Origin of the sequence: Streptomyces sp. NPDC048507, assembly GCF_043199995.1 — a bacterium.
GTDB lineage: Bacteria > Actinomycetota > Actinomycetes > Streptomycetales > Streptomycetaceae > Streptomyces.
Genome location: NZ_JBICWZ010000003.1, coordinates 66,488 through 83,472, shown reverse-complemented (window position 1 = coordinate 83,472; position 16,985 = coordinate 66,488). Strand labels below are relative to the sequence as shown.

General features: G+C 70.7%; 20 protein-coding genes and 1 tRNA gene. 8 read left to right on the top strand and 13 right to left on the bottom strand.

The features are described 5' to 3' along the window. Positions 1 to 13: 13 nt before the first annotated feature. Complete coding sequence (locus ACGFXC_RS09425) at positions 14 to 241, bottom strand: zinc ribbon domain-containing protein (protein WP_393711139.1); 228 nt, start codon at positions 239 to 241, stop codon at positions 14 to 16. 79 nt (positions 242 to 320) lie between these two features. Continuing rightward, a complete protein-coding gene (locus ACGFXC_RS09420) occupies positions 321 to 1,583 on the bottom strand; it encodes a DNA sulfur modification protein DndB (protein ID WP_393711137.1) in 1,263 nt (420 codons plus the stop codon). Between the two features lie 414 nt (positions 1,584 to 1,997). Here ACGFXC_RS09420 and ACGFXC_RS09415 point away from each other — a divergent pair, with 414 nt between their 5' ends. From ACGFXC_RS09415 to ACGFXC_RS09405, 3 genes are all read left to right on the top strand, one after another. Then, entirely contained in the window at positions 1,998 to 3,245 is a 1,248-nt protein-coding gene (locus ACGFXC_RS09415) for a hypothetical protein (protein ID WP_393711135.1), read from the top strand. Continuing rightward, positions 3,242 to 4,576 (top strand): hypothetical protein, encoded by a 1,335-nt coding sequence (locus tag ACGFXC_RS09410; protein ID WP_393711133.1) that lies wholly within the window; start codon positions 3,242 to 3,244, stop codon positions 4,574 to 4,576. The genes ACGFXC_RS09415 and ACGFXC_RS09410 overlap by 4 nt, the downstream gene beginning before the upstream one ends. A gap of 76 nt (positions 4,577 to 4,652) precedes the next feature. Further along, a complete protein-coding gene (locus ACGFXC_RS09405; protein WP_393711131.1) occupies positions 4,653 to 5,348 on the top strand; it encodes a hypothetical protein in 696 nt (231 codons plus the stop codon). A 17-nt stretch (positions 5,349 to 5,365) separates the two neighbouring features. Here ACGFXC_RS09405 and ACGFXC_RS09400 read toward each other — a convergent pair whose 3' ends face one another. Then, entirely contained in the window at positions 5,366 to 6,064 is a 699-nt protein-coding gene (locus tag ACGFXC_RS09400; protein ID WP_393711129.1) for a DUF4383 domain-containing protein, read from the bottom strand. A 123-nt stretch (positions 6,065 to 6,187) separates the two neighbouring features. Beyond that, positions 6,188 to 7,516 carry a hypothetical protein gene (locus ACGFXC_RS09395; RefSeq protein ID WP_393712174.1) on the bottom strand — a complete coding sequence of 443 codons (1,329 nt, stop codon included), beginning with the start codon at positions 7,514 to 7,516 and terminating at the stop codon, positions 6,188 to 6,190. A gap of 21 nt (positions 7,517 to 7,537) precedes the next feature. Here ACGFXC_RS09395 and ACGFXC_RS09390 point away from each other — a divergent pair. Then, positions 7,538 to 7,612 (top strand) — tRNA-Val (locus ACGFXC_RS09390). A gap of 317 nt (positions 7,613 to 7,929) precedes the next feature. On the opposite strand, the gene ACGFXC_RS09385 is transcribed toward ACGFXC_RS09390, so the two are convergent. Beyond that, positions 7,930 to 8,121: a hypothetical protein gene (locus ACGFXC_RS09385; protein WP_393711127.1), complete on the bottom strand. Its 192-nt coding sequence runs from the start codon at positions 8,119 to 8,121 to the stop codon at positions 7,930 to 7,932. Between the two features lie 161 nt (positions 8,122 to 8,282). On the opposite strand from ACGFXC_RS09385, the gene ACGFXC_RS09380 reads away from it, so the two are divergent. Continuing rightward, complete coding sequence (locus ACGFXC_RS09380) at positions 8,283 to 9,245, top strand: hypothetical protein (RefSeq protein ID WP_393711125.1); 963 nt, start codon at positions 8,283 to 8,285, stop codon at positions 9,243 to 9,245. 110 nt (positions 9,246 to 9,355) lie between these two features. Then, complete coding sequence (locus ACGFXC_RS09375) at positions 9,356 to 9,598, top strand: helix-turn-helix domain-containing protein (RefSeq protein ID WP_393711124.1); 243 nt, start codon at positions 9,356 to 9,358, stop codon at positions 9,596 to 9,598. Positions 9,599 to 9,756: 158 nt separating this feature from the next. Here ACGFXC_RS09375 and ACGFXC_RS09370 read toward each other — a convergent pair whose 3' ends face one another. The 3 genes from ACGFXC_RS09370 to ACGFXC_RS09360 all read right to left on the bottom strand — a co-directional run bounded on the left by ACGFXC_RS09370 (position 9,757) and on the right by ACGFXC_RS09360 (position 10,855). Further along, positions 9,757 to 10,128, bottom strand: coding sequence for a hypothetical protein (locus ACGFXC_RS09370; protein ID WP_393711122.1), 372 nt, complete (start codon positions 10,126 to 10,128; stop codon positions 9,757 to 9,759). Continuing rightward, entirely contained in the window at positions 10,125 to 10,310 is a 186-nt protein-coding gene (locus ACGFXC_RS09365; RefSeq protein WP_393711120.1) for a hypothetical protein, read from the bottom strand. The genes ACGFXC_RS09370 and ACGFXC_RS09365 overlap by 4 nt, the downstream gene beginning before the upstream one ends. Positions 10,311 to 10,528: 218 nt before the next feature. Next, on the bottom strand, positions 10,529 to 10,855 hold the full coding sequence (locus tag ACGFXC_RS09360; RefSeq protein WP_393711118.1) for a DUF6415 family natural product biosynthesis protein: 327 nt from the start codon (positions 10,853 to 10,855) through the stop codon (positions 10,529 to 10,531). Positions 10,856 to 11,356: 501 nt separating this feature from the next. Here ACGFXC_RS09360 and ACGFXC_RS09355 point away from each other — a divergent pair. Continuing rightward, positions 11,357 to 12,349: a hypothetical protein gene (locus ACGFXC_RS09355; protein ID WP_393711116.1), complete on the top strand. Its 993-nt coding sequence runs from the start codon at positions 11,357 to 11,359 to the stop codon at positions 12,347 to 12,349. Positions 12,350 to 12,373: 24 nt separating this feature from the next. Next, positions 12,374 to 12,955, top strand: a complete 582-nt coding sequence (locus tag ACGFXC_RS09350; protein WP_393711114.1) for a GNAT family N-acetyltransferase — start codon at positions 12,374 to 12,376, stop codon at positions 12,953 to 12,955. Between the two features lie 51 nt (positions 12,956 to 13,006). Here ACGFXC_RS09350 and ACGFXC_RS09345 read toward each other — a convergent pair whose 3' ends face one another. The 5 genes from ACGFXC_RS09345 to ACGFXC_RS09325 all read right to left on the bottom strand — a co-directional run bounded on the left by ACGFXC_RS09345 (position 13,007) and on the right by ACGFXC_RS09325 (position 16,957). Then, positions 13,007 to 14,842 carry a collagen-like protein gene (locus tag ACGFXC_RS09345; protein ID WP_393711112.1) on the bottom strand — a complete coding sequence of 612 codons (1,836 nt, stop codon included), beginning with the start codon at positions 14,840 to 14,842 and terminating at the stop codon, positions 13,007 to 13,009. A 9-nt stretch (positions 14,843 to 14,851) separates the two neighbouring features. Beyond that, positions 14,852 to 15,166 (bottom strand): hypothetical protein, encoded by a 315-nt coding sequence (locus tag ACGFXC_RS09340; RefSeq protein WP_393711111.1) that lies wholly within the window; start codon positions 15,164 to 15,166, stop codon positions 14,852 to 14,854. 174 nt (positions 15,167 to 15,340) lie between these two features. After that, positions 15,341 to 15,646: a hypothetical protein gene (locus ACGFXC_RS09335; protein ID WP_393711109.1), complete on the bottom strand. Its 306-nt coding sequence runs from the start codon at positions 15,644 to 15,646 to the stop codon at positions 15,341 to 15,343. Between the two features lie 32 nt (positions 15,647 to 15,678). Next, the gene (locus ACGFXC_RS09330) at positions 15,679 to 16,089 is read right to left on the bottom strand and encodes a hypothetical protein (RefSeq protein ID WP_393711107.1); all 411 of its coding nucleotides are present in this window, start codon (positions 16,087 to 16,089) and stop codon (positions 15,679 to 15,681) included. A gap of 25 nt (positions 16,090 to 16,114) precedes the next feature. Then, positions 16,115 to 16,957: a peptidoglycan-binding protein gene (locus ACGFXC_RS09325; RefSeq protein ID WP_393711105.1), complete on the bottom strand. Its 843-nt coding sequence runs from the start codon at positions 16,955 to 16,957 to the stop codon at positions 16,115 to 16,117. Positions 16,958 to 16,985: the final 28 nt, after the last annotated feature.

Below are 16,985 nucleotides of genomic sequence, written 5' to 3'. Positions count from 1 at the left end.
GCCGGCGTCCCGGTCAGCCGCAGCCGCCACCACCGCAGCAGCCGCCACCGCCACCGCCGCCGCCCATGGCGCGCGCGGGGGCGGGAGCGCCGGAGCCGCCGCCGACGGCGACGGCGGAGAGGAGCTTGACGGTGTCGGCGTGGCCGGCCGGGCAGTCGGCGGGCTCGGCCGACTCGGCCATCGGCCGGCTGATCTCGAAGGTGTCGTCGCAGGTCCGGCAGCGGTATTCATAACGAGGCATGCCCCCAGGCTACGCAGCCCCCCGCCCCCCGTGAAGCGCCGCGGCGAGACGCTCCGGCGCGTCGGCGCCCGCCCCGGCCCTACTGGCGGCTGCGGATCTGCCGGTAGCGGGGCGAAGAGGGGTCTTCCAGCGCCGTTGCCGTTTTCGAGCCGCTGTCCTTCACCCCTCCGGCCAGGGAGAGGGTGGCCTCCCCGGTGCGCGCATTGGTCGTCGCCTTGCCGACGCTGCCGTCCCACACCAACGGGTCCTTCGACCAGTTGACATCGGACAGCAGCGTGAGCAGCTGCTCACCCGTCCGCCGGGGTTCGGCGGCCCAGGGCATGGCCCGGTGGGAGACCGCGCCCAGCGCCGCGAGCATGGCGGGAGCCGCAATCACGTGGTCCGCACGGTTGTCGAACTGTTTGGCGAAGGCGCCGAAGATGAGGGTGGCGGCATCACCGATGGCCTCTTCTGCCAGTTCCACGGAACACCCTCGCGGCAGCTCGGTGATGGAGCCGCTCGTCTTGTCGAATCCCGCACGGCCGAAGAGGGCGGTGACCACGAAGGCGCGCAGGGAGGACAGGGTCATCCACTCGGGATCCGTGGCCTTGAGCTGGCGAGGACGCGTCGACACCAGGCGCTCCAGAGGGGCTTCGGAACCGGCGTTCGAACTCGGGATCACCACGCGCTCCAGCAGCGAGAACGTGATGTTGGTCGCCATGTTGCTGGAGTCCGAGGCGAGCGCGACGTTCTTGTTCGGGATGACGCCGAGCAGGTTGCGGTCGTGGAAGATCTGCCGGGCGTCCCGCAGTCCGATCTGGTGGTAGATCTCGACGCTCACCAGGCGGTTCGTGACCTGCCCCTTGGAGATCTGGTAGGTGGACGGATCCTCCTGGAGCAGAATGTGGGCGAGGTGCTGCGTCTCGGCGTCGACGAGCACCCCGGTCGCATCGAAGGGCATGTAGGCGAGGAGGTCGTCGCCGAAGGGGCTCCTGAACCGGACGACGTCCATGTCGCCGGGCAGCCACAGGGCGAACGGCGGAGTGGCCCAGCGCTCACCGCGGTCGCCGCGCAGGCCCGCTGCGATGTAGCTCGCGTAGTCCTTGGCATTGGCCTTCTTCTTGGTGCCCTGGATCGTCCGCTGGATCTCGTTGCGCAGCTCGGCCTGCTCCCGCTGTGCGGCCGAGAGGTACTGGAGCGCTCGCGGGATCTCCGCCTGCCGGGGGTCGGGCACGATGCTCTGGAGCTGCCCCCACGGCATGATCGCCAAGTAGCGCTGGGGGGTGACCTGCTGGATGCGGACCGGGCGTCCGCGGGAGAGGTCGACCTGGTCCACGTATTCCGGTTCCGTCGCGTTGTTCATCGGGTTCCTCTCGGGTGTGGGCGATGCGGAGGGCACCACTGCTGTCCTGATGCGCACACGGGCGAAGGACCGCCGGACCAGGGAAATGCGAATGGGGAGCTCAGCGTGGACGCGTGAACGGCCGTCCCGGGGGAGCAGGAATCGACCCGGGCTGGGCGTGGACAGAACTGTAGGTCCCCGTCGGCTCGTGGACCGGCCATACCGGCCAAACTCGTTGGCTTATATGAATGTTGCTCTCCTCATGGCCCATGAGGAGAGCAACATTCATATAAGCGTTGTCAACGCCGTCGCATTCCAGAACAGTTGGCTGAGTTCGGCGTCGTACCGAGAGAAGGAGGCAGCCGTGCCGGCGAAGTGGGTCAGTGGGAGCGGGGGGCGGGTCGGGGCTTTGCCGGGCCCGACCGGAGGGGTCGGATGAGCGTCGGCGGTGCAGGTATCCCGAGGCTCCAGGACCTTGCCTACGTGGAGGTCGCGGCCCTGGGCGTGGCGAACGGGCTCACCTTCGAGGAGATCCGCTGTGCCCTGGTGACGCAGGCGGCGACCGTGTCCCGGGAGAGCGATACGGACGGATCGTTCGACGAGCGGAAGTGGGAGCAGGCGCGGGGGGACGGCAGGCGGCACGTGTACAACACGGTCGACGTGCTGAAGGAGTTGATGCGGCTCGGCTGGGTCGAGCGGCACATCCTGCCCTCGACGCCGCGCTCGGCCTACGCTCACGCGGACGTGTCCTTCACCCTCACCAAGGAGGGCGAGGAGTGGGCCGAACTGGTGGGCAGGGAACGGCGCGCGGGGTACAACGCCCTCACCGGTGCACTACTGGAAGCGCACCCCCAGTTCGCGGGCTACCTCAAGGCCGTCGGTGCCCGGCCCGGTGCCGATGCGCCGCACCTGACCGTGCCGCTCCTCAAGTTCGGCAACGCCTCGGACCCCTCGCAGGAAGCCTTCCTGGGCGACTTCGTCGACTACGCGGCGGCGGCGGCGCGTCAGGGGAGCCTCGGGTGGACGGCTCCGCGCGAGACGATCGACGCGAGCGTCCGGGGGTACGTGGAGAAGGCCGGCCGGCGCTGGCGGGCCCGCCAGCGGGTGATGAGCCGCAAGCAGTTCGCGCTCACCTGCGAGGAAGCGATCGTCCGCTTCGCCTTCGAGGCGGCCGGCTGCCGGCTCGACTACATCAGTCACGAACTGCTGCGCCGGTGGACCCGGTTCCTCGGCCTCGCCAATTTCAGTTACTACGCCCCCGGGCCGCCGGCCCTGCGGTTCTGGGCGACCGCCGAAGTGGCGGGGCAGGGCGCAGACGTCGCCATCCGGCGCACGGTCGGGCCCCTTGCGCGGCGCGCGGCCCTGGACGCCCTTCTGCACGTCTGGCGGGAGCAGCAGGTGGATGCGTCCGGGGACATGTACCTGCCCATCTGGAGGGTCCGGGCCGCAGTCTGCTGGCGCCAGCGCATCAGCGACGACGAGTTCGACGCCGCCCTGGTCGAAGCCCTGGCGGGCAAGCACGCCGGGCTGGGCTTGCGCCTGCACCTGGACCAGGCCTCCAACGGGGCCACACCGGCCTCCACGAGGCCGCTCGTGATTTCCACGCAAGGCGGCATGCCTCGTGTGTTCAACGTCATTCGCGTCGTCCCGGCGCACCTGGACGAGGGGAAAGAGCAACGATGACCGAGGAATGCACCCCGGTGGCCGGACCGGTCTGGCTCAAGAAACGGTGGAGCCTCAAGAACAATCCGTTTCCGAGTACGGGAATCGCGAGGCTGGGCGGTACCGACCTGCGAGAAAACGGACTTTTGTACGAACCCAACGTCAATGGCGAACAATTGCGCGAGGCGATCGACAAATTCGTTCTCGGGGCGGCCTTTTCCGGCCTCAAGTTCGGCTACATCTGGTCGACGGGTACGGCCCCCGGCGACTCCGACGCCCGCGGGTTCGGAAAATCGGTCCTCATGCAGCACCTGACCGGAATCCTCAACAAGGACTTCGGGAAGGGGGCCTACCTCACCAGCGGCCTGGACGAGGACGATGCCGCGGAGGTCCCCATGTGCGGGCTCCTGACCAGCTTCGACACCGCCCACGTCCGTTCACTGGGCGCGGCGCTCTTCACCGCGGTGGAGTACGCGACGGACTTCCGGGCGGGCGACGGGGACGCCACGCTGTCGCAGTTGCTGCGTCAGGAGCTCGTGACCCGGACCGGAAGCGACGATCCGCGCACGCTGCTCAAGGTGGTCGCCGACGAGTACCGCTCGCTGCGCGGCCGTACGCTCGGTCCGCCGGACGACAAGCTCATCGTGGCGCTCTGCGACGAGGATCCGAAGGTCGCCGTGGACTACCTCGACCAGGTCAAGCCCACCTCACGCAACCGCAACGGGGCGGTCTACCTGGCCACCTTCCTGCTGTTCGCCGCCGCCGCGGGCATGAAACACGTCCTGCTCTGCTGCGACCAACTGGAGGACCTGGCCAGTACCACGACGGCCCGCGCCAAGCGGGACCTGGAGACGGAGCGCTTCCGCGACGTGATCGTGGAGACCCTGCCGATGGCCGACATGCTCAGCGTCGTCGTCACCATGCACCCCCGTGCTGCGCTCACGATCGGTACGGCATGGGAGCTCGCGGACCTCCCCCCGTTCGAGACGACGGAGGCGAACAGACACCGGACGGTGATCCTGTCGGGGCTGCGGAACGTATCGGAAGCCACCAAGCTGCTGACGAGGTACCTCGACGCGGCGGTGAAACCCGGTTCCTCCCGGGCGCCGGGCGACCTGTACCCCTTCACGACGGCAGCCATCTCCGCCCTGTTCGGCCGGTCCAACCGCAAGCCCCGCGACGTGCTGCGCAAGGCGCATTCGGTCATGGACTCCGCAGCCGGTGAGAACCTCGACGTCATCGACGTGGCCGATGTGAGCCGCTACCTCGATGCCCTGGGCAGCGCGTTCGACGACGAGGCTTCCCCGGGCTTCGCCGCTCCGGCCGGCACGCTGGACTGGAGCCGCGGATGACTCTGGGGGACGCCGCCGACGGGCAGGCCGGCGCAGGGGTGCGTCGGCCGGAGCCGCCCGCGCCGGAGGCACGCCGATGACGGACGGGCCGGCCGGTGTGCTCGCCGCCGGGCGCTGTCGGCGGTGCAGCGCGGAACTGACCGCCTGGGAGCGCAGCCGCTGCGGCTGCGGCGGCCCACTGGGCGCCAGCCAGGCCGAGACCCTCTACGCGGTCGCCTGCTCCCTCGCAGGTCCCGTCCACGTACGGGACCTGGTGCGCCTCGCCCTGCACGATCACCAGCACGCCATAGCGGAGGCCTCGGCGAAGGTGGCCGTCGCCTCCGACCGAAGGTTCTGCTGGTCGGGAGCCGGGGTGTACGCCCTGTACCGGCACGGTCCGCTGCCCGGTCCGCGGAACCTGGAGCACGTCAGCCGCGTCGTGCTCACCACGGCGGGCGGCCCGCTCACGGTGAACGCCCTCGACTACTGCCTGAAGGCGCTGGGCTACCGGTACAACCCGGCCTCGCTGCGGAACGCGGTCAGACAGTCCAGACGCATCGCCCCCCTCCCGGACGGACGCTGGTGGCACCCGGTGGGGGAGGAAGCCGAACGGACGCTGATCCGCGAGGTCCCGGTGGTTCCGCGCCAGGGGCACCGGGAATGGGCGGGGGTACGTGACGCACTGGCGGTGAGGGTGGCGACGGCACTGTCGGAGAGGGAGGCGAGGCTGCGCCCCGTGGCCGAGCCGGAGCGGTTCGGTCTCGACTGGGGCGGTCAGGTCTCGCTCTGGTAGGGGCCCCGTAGGCCGCGTCACCGCTCGGGGGTGCGGATCCCTCCTGCGCCCCGCTGTTCCCGGGCCGCCTGTTCGGGGTGGCGGGCGCGCCAGTACGGGTTGTCGTGGGGCAGGGCACTGCCGACCCGCCCGTACATCCCGAACCACATCAGCATCACGCCGACGACGAAGCTGAACAGCACGTTCGGCATGTGGAAGGCGAGGAAGTTCATGCTGGTGTCGAGCAGGGCCAGATTCACGAACCCGCTCGCGATGAACAGCAGCCCGAGCACGATGTTCAGGGTGGAGGCGAAGGTTCCGCCGATCACCATCCCCGCGAACAGCAGCGCCCCGATGCAGATCGACAGCACGCTCAGCGCGCCGTTGGTGTTCAGCGCGAGCACCGTGTCACCGCCGGTGCTGAAGAAACCGATGCGGTGGACGAGGCCGAGGATCCCGAAGACGACCAGCAGCAGACCCATCAGACCGGCGCCGACCTGGTAGATCTTGTTGAGCCGGTGGTCCGCGGGCAGGTGCTCGTCGAGCTTGGCGTTGACGGGGTGCAGCAGGCGGCGCACGAGGTGCGAACTCTCGGGCGGGGTCGCCGTCCCGTACGGCTCGTGGGCAACGTACGGCGCGTAGTGCTCGTGCTCCTCATGACACCCGTACGCCGCATGGGGCGCGAACGACTGCGGTGGCGCCGGGGGCGGCCTGTGGGACGTGCGGGCAGCAGCCATGGTGCGCTCCTCTGCTCCGGCCCCCCCGCCCCTCCCAGCATCCGCCGTCGAGGGCACCGGGACAACCTCTGGCGGCGCCCGGGCCGGCGGGGCCGGTTCCGTGGGCCCGGGCGGCCGGGGCCGTCAGCCGTGCCCGCGCTCCGTACGGATCCCGTTCACCACCCGGGCCACGGCACCCCGTACGTCCTCCATCTCCAGCAGGAACGCCCAGTAATCCGGGTGCCGCTCCTCCAGCCCCGCCAGCGCCCGTTCCACCCGCGCCACCGACTCGTCCAGCGGGCGCGCGTGCCGGGCATCGGGCACGCTCCGGCCCGCCATGGCCAGCCGCTGCGCGTCCCGGATCGCGAACCGGGTCCGCTCCACCTCGGCCTTCGGATCCCGCGCCACCGCCTCCAGCCGCGTGAGCCGGTCCTGCGCGGCCGACACCGCCTCGTCGGTCGCGTCCAGCGAGGCCCGGACCTCCTCCAGGAGCGCTCCTACGTCGGCCCAGCGCTGTTCCTCCCGCGCCCGGCCGGCCTCCCCGAGCCGGTCCTCGGCCCGCGCGACGTCCCGGACCGCCTGCTCGGGGACCTGCTGGAGGTCCTGCCAGCAGGCCGCACTGAACCGGCGCCTCAGCTCGCTGAGCACCGGATCCACCCGGTCCGCCCGGTTGCGCAGCGCCTGCGCCCGGGTCCGCAGGCTCACCAGCCGCCGGTCGATCTCCGCCGCCCGCTCCGGCAGCCGCGCCGCCTCTGCCCGCACCGCCTCCGCGTCCCGTGAGATCCGGTCCGCCCGCTGGACGGTCGCCTGGACCCCGTGCTGCGCCGCGCCCTGGTTCAGCAGGGTCAGCTCCGGACCCAGCGCGGCCAGGCGCGCGGCCAGGTCGTCGGCCCGCATCCCCCCGGCCCGCGCGCCGTCCAGCGCGTCGCTCGCCGCCAGCAGCGCCGCCTTGGCCCGCTCCCGCGCCGGCGCGACCCGCGCCAGCTGCGTCTCCGCTTTGTCCAGCAGCGGCTGCAGCCCCTGCTCGAAGCGCTCCAGCTCCCCCTTGACCCGTACCAGCTCGTCCCGCGCCCGCGTCAGCTGCTCCCGCGCCTGCGCGGCGACCGAGCCCTCCAGATCGACCCGGTCCAGGTCGTGCGCGTCGACCGCCTCGATGTAGACGTGGCTCACCTGGTCGATCCGCCGCCCGAGCGCGGCGAACCCCTCGGTGGCCTGCCGCGCGGCGGGAGACCCGTCCGCGGCGGCGATGGTCTCGATGGAGATCCTGAGGTCCCGCTGCGCGGTGTCCAGCTCGTAAAACGCGGCCGCGGCGGCGTCCTTGGCCGCCTGCGCGTCCGCCCGCCGACTCTCGTCCCGCCCACCGAACCACCGCCGGGATGCCGTCGTCACAATCCCTCTCCCGTGCCCCGTCCGCCTTGCCCCGCTCCATTCTCCCCCACGCTCACGGGTTTGCGTGGGGGGTGCGCCCGCCATGTAGGCTGTCCACTCGTCCACGGGTGCGTAGCTCAGGGGTAGAGCGCTGCTCTTACAAAGCAGATGTCGGCGGTTCGAAACCGTCCGCGCCCACCAGCGGAAACATGGATGGGGCCCAGGCCAGGCGGTGATTGCCAGGCCTGGGCCCTTCGTGTTCGCGGGGGTTCGATGGGTGTTCGCGTGGGCTCGTTCAAAGACCCCATCCCCTAAAAATCACCCAATCGATCATGGTCGTTTTCGCAGGTCTGAGGCACAATACGTAACGAGGGCTCCCCGGCCGCTTCATGGCCGGGGAGCCCTCGTCTTTGTGCCGGCCCCACCCGGGGGGTCACCTGGTGCAGATACCGGCACGCTCGTGAGGCAACGTCCGACGATGGGCCGGACGTTGCGCAATCTTCAGCCCGCCAGGGAGGCTACCCCCACCCGATGTCCGAGGGGGCCGCCGACGCGGACGGCGCGGGGGTCGGGCCGGTGGTGGGGGACCCCCATCCGATGTCGCCCTGTACCGGGGTGGTGGACGGTTCGGCGGATGCTGCTGCGGTCGCGGTCAGCATCGCGGTCGCGGCCATCGCGCACGCTGTGACGATCTTGGCGATCTTCGTCACGTGACTCTCCCTTCGCTTGGCCGATCGAAATCGAACACACCTTCGGCTGTTTGTTTCCAGGTGAACGATATTCCCACGCCCCCTTGACCCCGTCCAGAGGTGACGTGGTACCAGATTCGGTAGTGCCGAACACGGCACTCGTGCAGTTGGGGGGAACGCAAATGAACGGCCAGCAGGCGAGCTTGATATCGGACGATCATGAGACCTACAGGGCTGTCACCGAAGGGCGGGAGGTGCCCCCCGAAAGCATCGGGAGGCTGGTCGCCCTCGGCCTCGTGGCTGAGCATCCGTACGAGACCGGCCGCTGGGTCGCCATCGACCCCAAGGACGCCGCACAGCGGCTCCTCGATGCCCAGAGGGCCATCCTCAGGGCCAGCGCCGAGGCCGCCGCCACGATCGGGGCCCTGGCGGCCCTACAGCCCGCCTTCGACGCGCAGCGGATGTACAGCCCGGACGTCTCCGAGTTCCTGCCCGCGATGCAGCAGGTGAACGACAGGCTCGGCCAGGTATCGGCGCAAGCCCGCGAGGAGATCTACGCCGCGCAGCCGGCCGTCCCGGAAGCACGTTCCCCCGAAGCGCGGTCGATCGGCACGAGACGCAGTCTGGCGTTGGTTCGGCGGGGAGTGCAGCACCGGGTGCTGTACAGCGTCGGTGCGGTGCGGGACAGCCTCACGGCGGACTACGTGCGCGAATTCACCGACGCGGGAGGCGAGGTGCGGGTGTTGGACCGCCCCTTCCCCCGCATGGTCCTGATCGACCGGCGGCACCTCTTCATCGACGATCACGTGCGCGAAGGGAAGCGGCCCCACTCCGGTTGGCACGTACGCGACCGCGCGTCCGTGATGTGGGCCCGGTCCGAGTACGAGCGGTACTGGCAGGCGGCAGCGCCGTGGTCGCAGGCCGCGATCCGGCCGGACGACGTCTCGCTGACGGATCGCCAGGCCCTCATCCTGGACCGGATGGCTGCCGGGCTCGACGCTCCCGCCGTCGCGCGGGCCGCTCGACTCAGCCCGCGGATGCTCACCAACGAACTTGCCGCGATACGGGCAAAATTGGGCGTCGAAACGACGAATCAGGCGCTGGTCTGGTATGGCCGACGGACGGCCCAGCGCGAGAGGCTGTGACGGCAGCACAGCACGAACCCCCTCTGCGGCTTCATCGCGGAGGGGGCCCGTGGTCGATGTGTAGGGTGCACCCTACATACTTTTGCCCTTGATCACGTCAGCTTGTACGGGTGTCACGCGCGAACCCTGTACCCGATCACGTGCTCGTTCGACGACGGCAGGTTGGGCAGAACATTCGCGCAGCCCGGACGGCGCGACGCTTGTCGCAGCAGTTTGTGGCCGAGAGGGCTGGTGGCATGGATCGCGCCACCTATGTGCGCATCGAGCAAGGGCAAGCCAGCCCGCTTCTGGACACGCTCATCCTCGTCGCGGACGCGATCGGCGTGCCGCTCGCGCACCTCGTGCGTGACTAGGTCTGGACTAAGCGGAGCGTGCCCCTACGGTTTGGCATGGCCACACCGTACTGCCTAACCGGCATATCCGCGCCAGCTGTTTCAGGCCAGCCGAGCCGGACTCCAGCCACACTCAAGGAGAGCCCCGGCCGGCGGGGCATCGCCGGCCGGGGCGACTCTCACATCATGTGCCCGCAGCTGTTGCACACGAACGGGCCCGCCCCGATGGGGTTGCCGTTCTCGTCGGTCTCGATCGTCTTGTACATGGTGCCGCCGCACTTCGGGCAACCGGTCGTCTGGATCCTCGGGCTCATCGTGATCTCCATCTGGTCGGTGATCTCGCGGTCACGGATGCGCTGTTCCTCGCCGCCCGACCGTCGCCCGGCGATAGCCGCATCGAGCAGAGCCAGCACGGAGGCGGTCTCAGCCTCGCGCGCGGCCACCCGGTCGGCCGACTCGCCAACGTCCCGCCATGCCCCGCATCGGCACCACCATCGGTCGGCAGTGGCCTCGTGCTGGTACATCGGCTGGCCGCAGCGGTGGCACGTCATGCATCCTCCACGTGGCCGCAGTTAGCGCAGACCCACAGGTCGCGCTGCCGCCATGACGTACGGCGGCATCGGCCGCAGCCGCGGGTGTGGATTCCGGCGGGGCCGTACGGCGGCGGGTCCGGGGTGGATGCGGCGTACTCGATGATCTGGGCGCGGACGCGGTCGTCTGCGGTGGCTGCCATTCGGAGCAGGGTTGCCACCCGCGAGCGGGCCTCAAGGGCGAAATCGGTCGTGGTCATCTCGCGCGCAGGCTACGCGGTGGACGGGCGCGCGGGGGTCCGCGTTGCCTCGAATGACACGCACGAGGGATCATGATCACCACCTCAGTGGGTACCGAGGACGATGACGGCCAGCGCGCCGAGCACGATCACGACGTACAGGGCCTGCCGCTGCCACTCGCTCACCGGACGCTGCTGGGCCGCGGCTCGATGGCCGCCCTGAGGTTCCGCAGGATCCGGGCCAGGGCGCGCGCGTGGTTCCAGTTCGCGTGGTCGTCCCGCCCCATGGGGCCGGCGTCGACGAAGTACGCCCACTCGACCAGGGCCGCGCCGGCACGCTCCGTCCGCTGCTCCTGCGGGAGTGCTGCGACCCGGGCGTGCAGGATCTGGCCGTGGGTGATGAGGTCGTCGATGAGGTGGGCGACGGCCTCGGTGTCCGGCCGGTCCGAGTAGGGCACGATCGCCCGCCGGATGAGGTCGTCGATCGCCTGCGTCTCGCCGGGCTCCATAGCGGTGCTCCCTACCGTCGTCAGCGGGTGATGAACATCAGCGTCCCGGTGGCGCCGGATGGCCGCGAGGCAGCTGAGCGGCAGTTGAGCGGCAGTTCGGAGGCACCAGCACCGGAGATTGGACGGAAAGAGCCGCACGACGTGCATTGGCAGGGCAGTTCCTTCTACGGTTTGAGTCAGCCCCACGACAGGAGCGACGCGATGCGAACCCCCGCCAACGAGCGGCTGTTTGCGGCCCGGACCGCGCAGGGATGGTTCTCCCAGGAGAAAGCCGCTGAGGAGATTTCGCGAGCCGGGGCCGCGGCACTCGGCCGCCCCGGGTACGCGATCAGCGTACGAACGTACCGCGCGTGGGAGTCGCGGAACCCCCCGTGGCCGCGCCCCGACCAGGCGACTGCGCTCCGGGCCGCGTTCGGCCGCGGACCTGAAGCGCTCGGATTCCCGGGACTCACCGAGGCCACGTTTGACAGCCTGCCGGGGCCCCGGGAGATGATCCCGGACGTGGATCGACGAAAAGCCCTGGGCGTCGGTGCAGCCGTGATCGGCCTGCCCTGGCTCAATCCCTCATCCGCCCGCGCGCCCGCCGAGCTCCGCATCGGCCGGGACGAGATCGACCTGCTGACCGCGACTGCCGCCGACCTCGACGCCATCGATCAGCGCTTCGGTGGCGACCGGCTCTGGCGCACGGCCAAGATGCACCTGTCATGGGTGCACCACGTGATAGATCACGGTGTGTACACCGAGGACATCGGCCAGGAGCTGCACGGCATCGCCGGCCAGCTCACAACGTCCCTAGGCTGGTTCTGCTACGACGCCGAGCAGCAGACTGAGGCGCGGGTGTACTTCTCCGAGGCCCTTAACACCGCAATGATCTCCGGCGACGACCAGCTGGCGACCAGGACCCTGTCGAACATGGCCCGCCAGTCCGTCGATCTGGGCAAGCCGCGAGAGGCGATCCGTTTTGCCCGCACCGCCGAGCGGCATGCCACCCGGTGGAACGCCCCCGGGCGGGTGAGCGCACTCCTCGCAATCCGGCTGGCCCAGGGCTACGCGCGGCTCGGCGACGAGATGAACGCCTCGCACTCGATCAAGCGGGCGTGGCTGGCCTTCGACCAGGGCGTCACCAACCGCGACCCCGAATGGACCCGGTTCCTCAACGAGGCCGAACTTGTGTGCCTGGAGGGCATGTGCCGAGCCGACCTCGGCCAGCACCGACGGGCCGTACGGCTACTCGACCGGTCCTCCGCCCTCCAGAACATCGAGCACTCCCGCAACCGCGGCATGTGCCTCGCGCGTCTGGCGGACGCGGCTGTACAGGCTCACGAACTCGACCGCACCGCCGAGGCCGCCCGGGAGTCCCTGCGCCTCATCCAGGGCGGCCAGGCCTCCATGCGTAACCGACGGCAGCTCACCCTCGTCCGGGAGCGGCTGCACGGCAACCCGAGCCCGTCAGCGCGGGAGACAGCTGACCTGATCGCCGCGCAGATCGCGTAGCCCGAGCACGGGAGGAATCCCCGCATGACCCACCGCACCGCGCCCCACCGCACCACGCCCCAGCTCACCTTCACCCGTCACGCGCCTGAGGCGGCGCGCGCCCGCATCGACGAACTCCTCGCCCTGTACGCCGACGTCTACAACGTGCCCCCCTACATCGGTGACCCCTTTTTCTCCGTGGCGACGTACGGCGACCGGCTCATGGCCGCGTTCGACATGCTCGGCTTCGAGGTCGTGACCGCCCGCCTCGATGACGGCACCCTCGCGGGCTACGTCCACGGGGTCACCCTGACGCCGGACCGGCCGTGGTGGGCGTCCCTCGCTGGCCAAATTCCGGCAGAGTCTGCCGACGCGGCCGAGGCCGGCGAGGTGTTCTGGCTGCGCGAGTTGATGGTCCTGCCGACGCTCACGGGGCAGGGCATCGGCCGGGCTCTGCATGACGAGATGGTTGTCGGGCGCCGCGAGCCGTGGACGACGCTGACGTGCATCGTCGACAACGAGCCCGCCCGGTCGGCCTACCCCCGATGGGGCTACGACGTCGTCGGACAGATCAAGCACGCCCCCGAGTCCCCGGTCTACGACGCCATGCTCTTGCCGCCGTCGTAACGCACGAAAGCGCCCCCTCCCGCCCGTAGGCGAGAGGGGGCATTCTGCTGCTCAGGAGACGCCGTACCACTGGCTGGCCCAGCCGGTGTTGATGATGCTCGTCGACTGCTGCGTCAGGTCCAGTGTGGCCGGCAGGGAGGTCTGGCCGGTCAGCAGATTCGAGTACCTCAGCCGCGGCGCCGACAGCCCGCAGTTCACGGTGATGCCGGCGCCCGTGGCCTTGAAAGTGAGGACGTTGGTGCCCCACGTGCCGTTGAGGAGCAACGCCACGAAGTGCTCGCCGGGGCTGGCGGTGAACGGGGTTACCAGGTCGACGGACTTGCCGGTCGCGCCGGACATCAGGTTCGAGGAGATGTCGGCGGTGACGCCCTTCAGGGTGCCGGTCGAGTCGTACACGCCGAGGTAGCAGTTCGCGAGCGTCGCGCCGGTGTCGACTCCGGCCAGCCCGAACCAGATCCGCGACCACGTGATGCTCTTGCGGATCTGCATCTTCACCAGCGTGATCCGGCCCGCGACACCTGCATTCGACTGCGCCGTCACGTGCCCCGCGTCGTTCGGGTCCCCCGTCCACGCGAGGAGCCCCTGATCCGAGGGCAGCGGGTACGCCTGCGCCAGGTCGATCCCGGACGCCGACGGCCCCGACCCGGACGTCTTCACCACCCGCAGGAGCGAGCCGGCCTTGAGGGTGACTGGCGTCGCGTTGCTGGTCTGCTGCGCCCAGCGGAGCCGGAGCAGGCCCGCCGTGGACCCGGTGGAGACGATGCCCGTGGGCATGGCCATGATCCCGGCGAGCGTCGCCGAGGAGGCCATCACGCCGATATCCGAGTTCGAGCCGAACTGGCGGGCCGCCATCTTCAGCTGCGCGCTGCCGTCCGGGACCGTCGTGCCCAGCGTGCCCGCCAACGGCGTCCACCCGCCAGTGGCCCCCGACGGCACGGTGAACGTGATGCTCGCGTCGGCCGCCTCGGGTCCGTCGAAGAGGAGGTGCGCGGAGAACTGATAGACCGAGTTGGCCTCCAGCGAGGCGTACAGGTGCCCGTCGTCGGACACCGTCGTCACGGACGTGCGGGTCTCGTCCGCGGACTTGGGGATGGTCTGGGTGAGCGCTGAGAGGGCGGCGACCGCGCTGGCTGCCGCTCCGGCCGCGTCCGCGCCGATCGACGCCGCAGTGAGCTGGTCGGAGCCGCCGGTCGCGTGCGTGCCCGCATGGACGGTCGGCTGCCGGGCGTTCGTGGTCGTCGGGTCGTCGCTCTTGAGGGCGGTCGTCGGCCCGGCCCCGGCCGCGCCGAGCGGCGGCTGAGGACCCGTCGGGCCCGTCGCGCCGGTGGCGCCCGTCGCCCCGGTCGGCCCGGTAGCGCCGGTTGCGCCAGTGGTTCCCTGCGGGCCCTGGGCGCCGGTCGACCCGGTGTCGCCCTTCGCGCCGGTGGCGCCGGCCGGGCCCTGGGGTCCGGCCGGTCCGGTCGCTCCCGTCGGGCCGGTGGGCCCGGTCGATCCGGTGGGGCCGACCGGGCCGGTCGCGCCGGTGGCTCCGCGCACGTAGCCGGGAAGGCCCGGATCCTCGATGACGAGAGCGTTGATGTTGATGGTCGAGCCGTCGCCCGTCGGCAGCTCGAACACCCGGACCCGGACCGGGACCCCGGCCACGGACTCCGTCAGCCGGTAGTACCGGCCGGTGACCGGCTCGATGCCCGGCTCGTCCGTCGGCAGCAGCGACGCCGACCACGTTCCGGAGGTGACGACCACCGGGTGGTCGGGGGCCGCGAGGATCCGCCCGCCCGCCGTGTCGGTCCAGCGCCTGGGGAGCGCGGCCAGGGCGACGGCAACGCCGTCCGCCGCGGCGTCGGTGAACAGGTCGTCGACCGACCCGGTGACGGTACGTCTGGCCACGACGGCCTCCTACTGCGTGTCGGCGCGCTGGGCGCGGATGACCATCCGGGTGCGCTGCACCATCAGGACAGCGATGGCCAGGACCATGACGGTGCGCAGCCCCCGCAGGGCGAGCGCCGGGCAGCCGGTAGGCCACATGATGATCAGGACGGTGTACAGGCACAGCCCGCCGAGCGCCCCCGCGAGCAGCATCAGGTTCCGGCCCACCGCGCTGCGCCACCACGGGGCTCGCAGGTGGTAAACGAGGGCGAAGCTGGCGCAGGCGGCCGCCGCGACGCCGGAGGCGGCCATGTTCACCCACTGGTCCGGGCTCAGCTGCATCATCAGGTGCCCCCTCTCAGGGCCATCGCGATTCGCTCCGCGAAGTGGTTCTCGATCCGGGCCGTCCGCAGCACCCGGGCTGCGTCCTCGACCTCCGGCCGGCGGGCCTCAGCCAGGATCCGGGCCCGCTGCGCCCGGGCGAGCGCGCCGCCCGCGTCGCGCTGCCCGGCCGACGGCCTACCCCTGCCGATCAGACGTCTCAGCCAGGCGAGCACCCGCGTCCACCTCCCCCGGCTTCGGAAGGGCAGTCAGCACGTGGTTGGCGGTCCGGGACAGCTCCAGCAGTTCCGTGACCTGCTCGCGCTCTGCCTGCCGGGCGGCCTCGGACTCGCCGTGCGCGGCCCGCCAGGTGTCCCGCTCCTCCCGCATGTCGAGCAGGGTGGAGCGGGGCACGAGGCGGCCGGTGAGGATGAGGAGCACGACGAGGACGAGGAGCCCGGACACGCCGAGGTCGGCCGGGGTGAATCCGAAGAGCTCGCCCACGGCGCCCCCTTGTTGTATTGGGTCCGGCAAGGTCAGGCGTCCCGGTACTCCACCGCGACCGGCCTGGAGGCGAGCACCTCACCGCGTATGACGCTCTTGCCCTCCAGCGGCAGGCCGGGCACCGGGGCGGTCACCTGGCCGTGCTCGACGAACGCCAGCACGGTGGCGACGAGGGACATCCATCCGGCCTGCTCGGTTGCGGACAGGTCGAGGCCGAATCCGGCGAACAGCGCGAGGCCGGCCTGAGCCAGCTGGAGAATCGCGGCCCCTGCGGCGCCGGTCTTGAGGACGAACGCGGAGACGACCGCGACCGCGAGGGCGAGGAAGGTGTTGATGAGGGCCTGCTGGGTCTCGGTGACGTTCAGGCCGTAGGCGGCACCCAGCTTCATGGAGATGGCGATGAAGGCGAGGATGTAGACGGGTTCGCGTCCGAAGATGCGCATGGGGAGTCCTTCTGCTGGAGGGGGGTCAGACGTTGGGGACCTGGAGCTTTGCCCAGGAGGTCGGGCCGGGGATGCCGTCGGCGTCCGTACCCGAGTAGCCGAGCTTGCGCTGCCACGCCTGGTAGGACGCCTTGTCTCCGGAGCCCCACACGTCCGCGTTGAGGCTGCTCTGGTACCGGCTGCAGCCGACGGCCGTCAGGCGGGCGTGCATGGCCGCGATGATCGGGGAGCGACGGCCGGAGGCGAAGAACGCGGCCCCGGGGAAGGGCTCGTAGGCGGGCTTCGGCTGCTGGGTGCCGGACCCACCGGCGGCGAGCAGGGCGACCGTGTCGATGGCCCCCGGATCCCAGTGATCATTGCCCGGGATCTGGCAGTGTCCGTAGTGGCCGCCCTTCGACGTCCAGGTCGAGGTACTGCGGGACACGTCGTCATTCCCGGCCCGTGCGAGCCGTCCGGACGGCCAGACATCGGGAACGCCCCACGAGCGGATGGCCCGGAGCAGGGCGGCGAAGTTCGGGCCGGGCTTCCAGTAGCCGGTGAACGGGGTGCCCGCGCGGGCGAGCACCTCGATCTGGATGCACACCCTCCCGGTGCGGTTGGTGCGCAGGGAGCCCGCGTTGCGGAGCGCCCGGGCGGACTGGTTGAGGGGCCCGAACTGGCCGAGGGCATCGGTGGTCGGGTCGTAGAGGATGTGCGGCTCGTCGGAGTCATCGATGAGCCCGCTCGCGACCGCGCGGAACGCGGCCGGCCCGGCACCGGATTCGGTGCTGTGCCAGACGGAGCGGGGTTCAGCGTCCGGGGTGTCCATGGCGCCGCCGATGACGCCGTCGCCGAGTCGTGTCGCTTCGGAAATCCAGATCTCGCCCATGGGGCGATCACCTCCAGGGCATGAAGAA

Excerpts from the sequence above, each read along its gene's own strand:
- ACGFXC_RS09370 (WP_393711122.1), bottom strand. The coding sequence starts at position 10,128 with ATGACGTGCCACCGCTGCGGCCAGCCGATGTACCAGCACGAGGCCACT.
- ACGFXC_RS09325 (WP_393711105.1), bottom strand. The coding sequence starts at position 16,957 with ATGGGCGAGATCTGGATTTCCGAAGCGACACGACTCGGCGACGGCGTC.
- ACGFXC_RS09395 (WP_393712174.1), bottom strand. The coding sequence starts at position 7,516 with ATGGCGGGCGCACCCCCCACGCAAACCCGTGAGCGTGGGGGAGAATGG.
- ACGFXC_RS09400 (WP_393711129.1), bottom strand. The coding sequence starts at position 6,064 with ATGGCTGCTGCCCGCACGTCCCACAGGCCGCCCCCGGCGCCACCGCAG.
- ACGFXC_RS09380 (WP_393711125.1), top strand. The coding sequence starts at position 8,283 with ATGAACGGCCAGCAGGCGAGCTTGATATCGGACGATCATGAGACCTAC.
- ACGFXC_RS09340 (WP_393711111.1), bottom strand. The coding sequence starts at position 15,166 with ATGATGCAGCTGAGCCCGGACCAGTGGGTGAACATGGCCGCCTCCGGC.
- ACGFXC_RS09425 (WP_393711139.1), bottom strand. The coding sequence starts at position 241 with ATGCCTCGTTATGAATACCGCTGCCGGACCTGCGACGACACCTTCGAG.
- ACGFXC_RS09365 (WP_393711120.1), bottom strand. The coding sequence starts at position 10,310 with ATGGCAGCCACCGCAGACGACCGCGTCCGCGCCCAGATCATCGAGTAC.
- ACGFXC_RS09350 (WP_393711114.1), top strand. The coding sequence starts at position 12,374 with ATGACCCACCGCACCGCGCCCCACCGCACCACGCCCCAGCTCACCTTC.
- ACGFXC_RS09405 (WP_393711131.1), top strand. The coding sequence starts at position 4,653 with ATGACGGACGGGCCGGCCGGTGTGCTCGCCGCCGGGCGCTGTCGGCGG.
- ACGFXC_RS09420 (WP_393711137.1), bottom strand. The coding sequence starts at position 1,583 with ATGAACAACGCGACGGAACCGGAATACGTGGACCAGGTCGACCTCTCC.
- ACGFXC_RS09330 (WP_393711107.1), bottom strand. The coding sequence starts at position 16,089 with ATGCGCATCTTCGGACGCGAACCCGTCTACATCCTCGCCTTCATCGCC.
- ACGFXC_RS09415 (WP_393711135.1), top strand. The coding sequence starts at position 1,998 with ATGAGCGTCGGCGGTGCAGGTATCCCGAGGCTCCAGGACCTTGCCTAC.
- ACGFXC_RS09410 (WP_393711133.1), top strand. The coding sequence starts at position 3,242 with ATGACCGAGGAATGCACCCCGGTGGCCGGACCGGTCTGGCTCAAGAAA.
- ACGFXC_RS09360 (WP_393711118.1), bottom strand. The coding sequence starts at position 10,855 with ATGGAGCCCGGCGAGACGCAGGCGATCGACGACCTCATCCGGCGGGCG.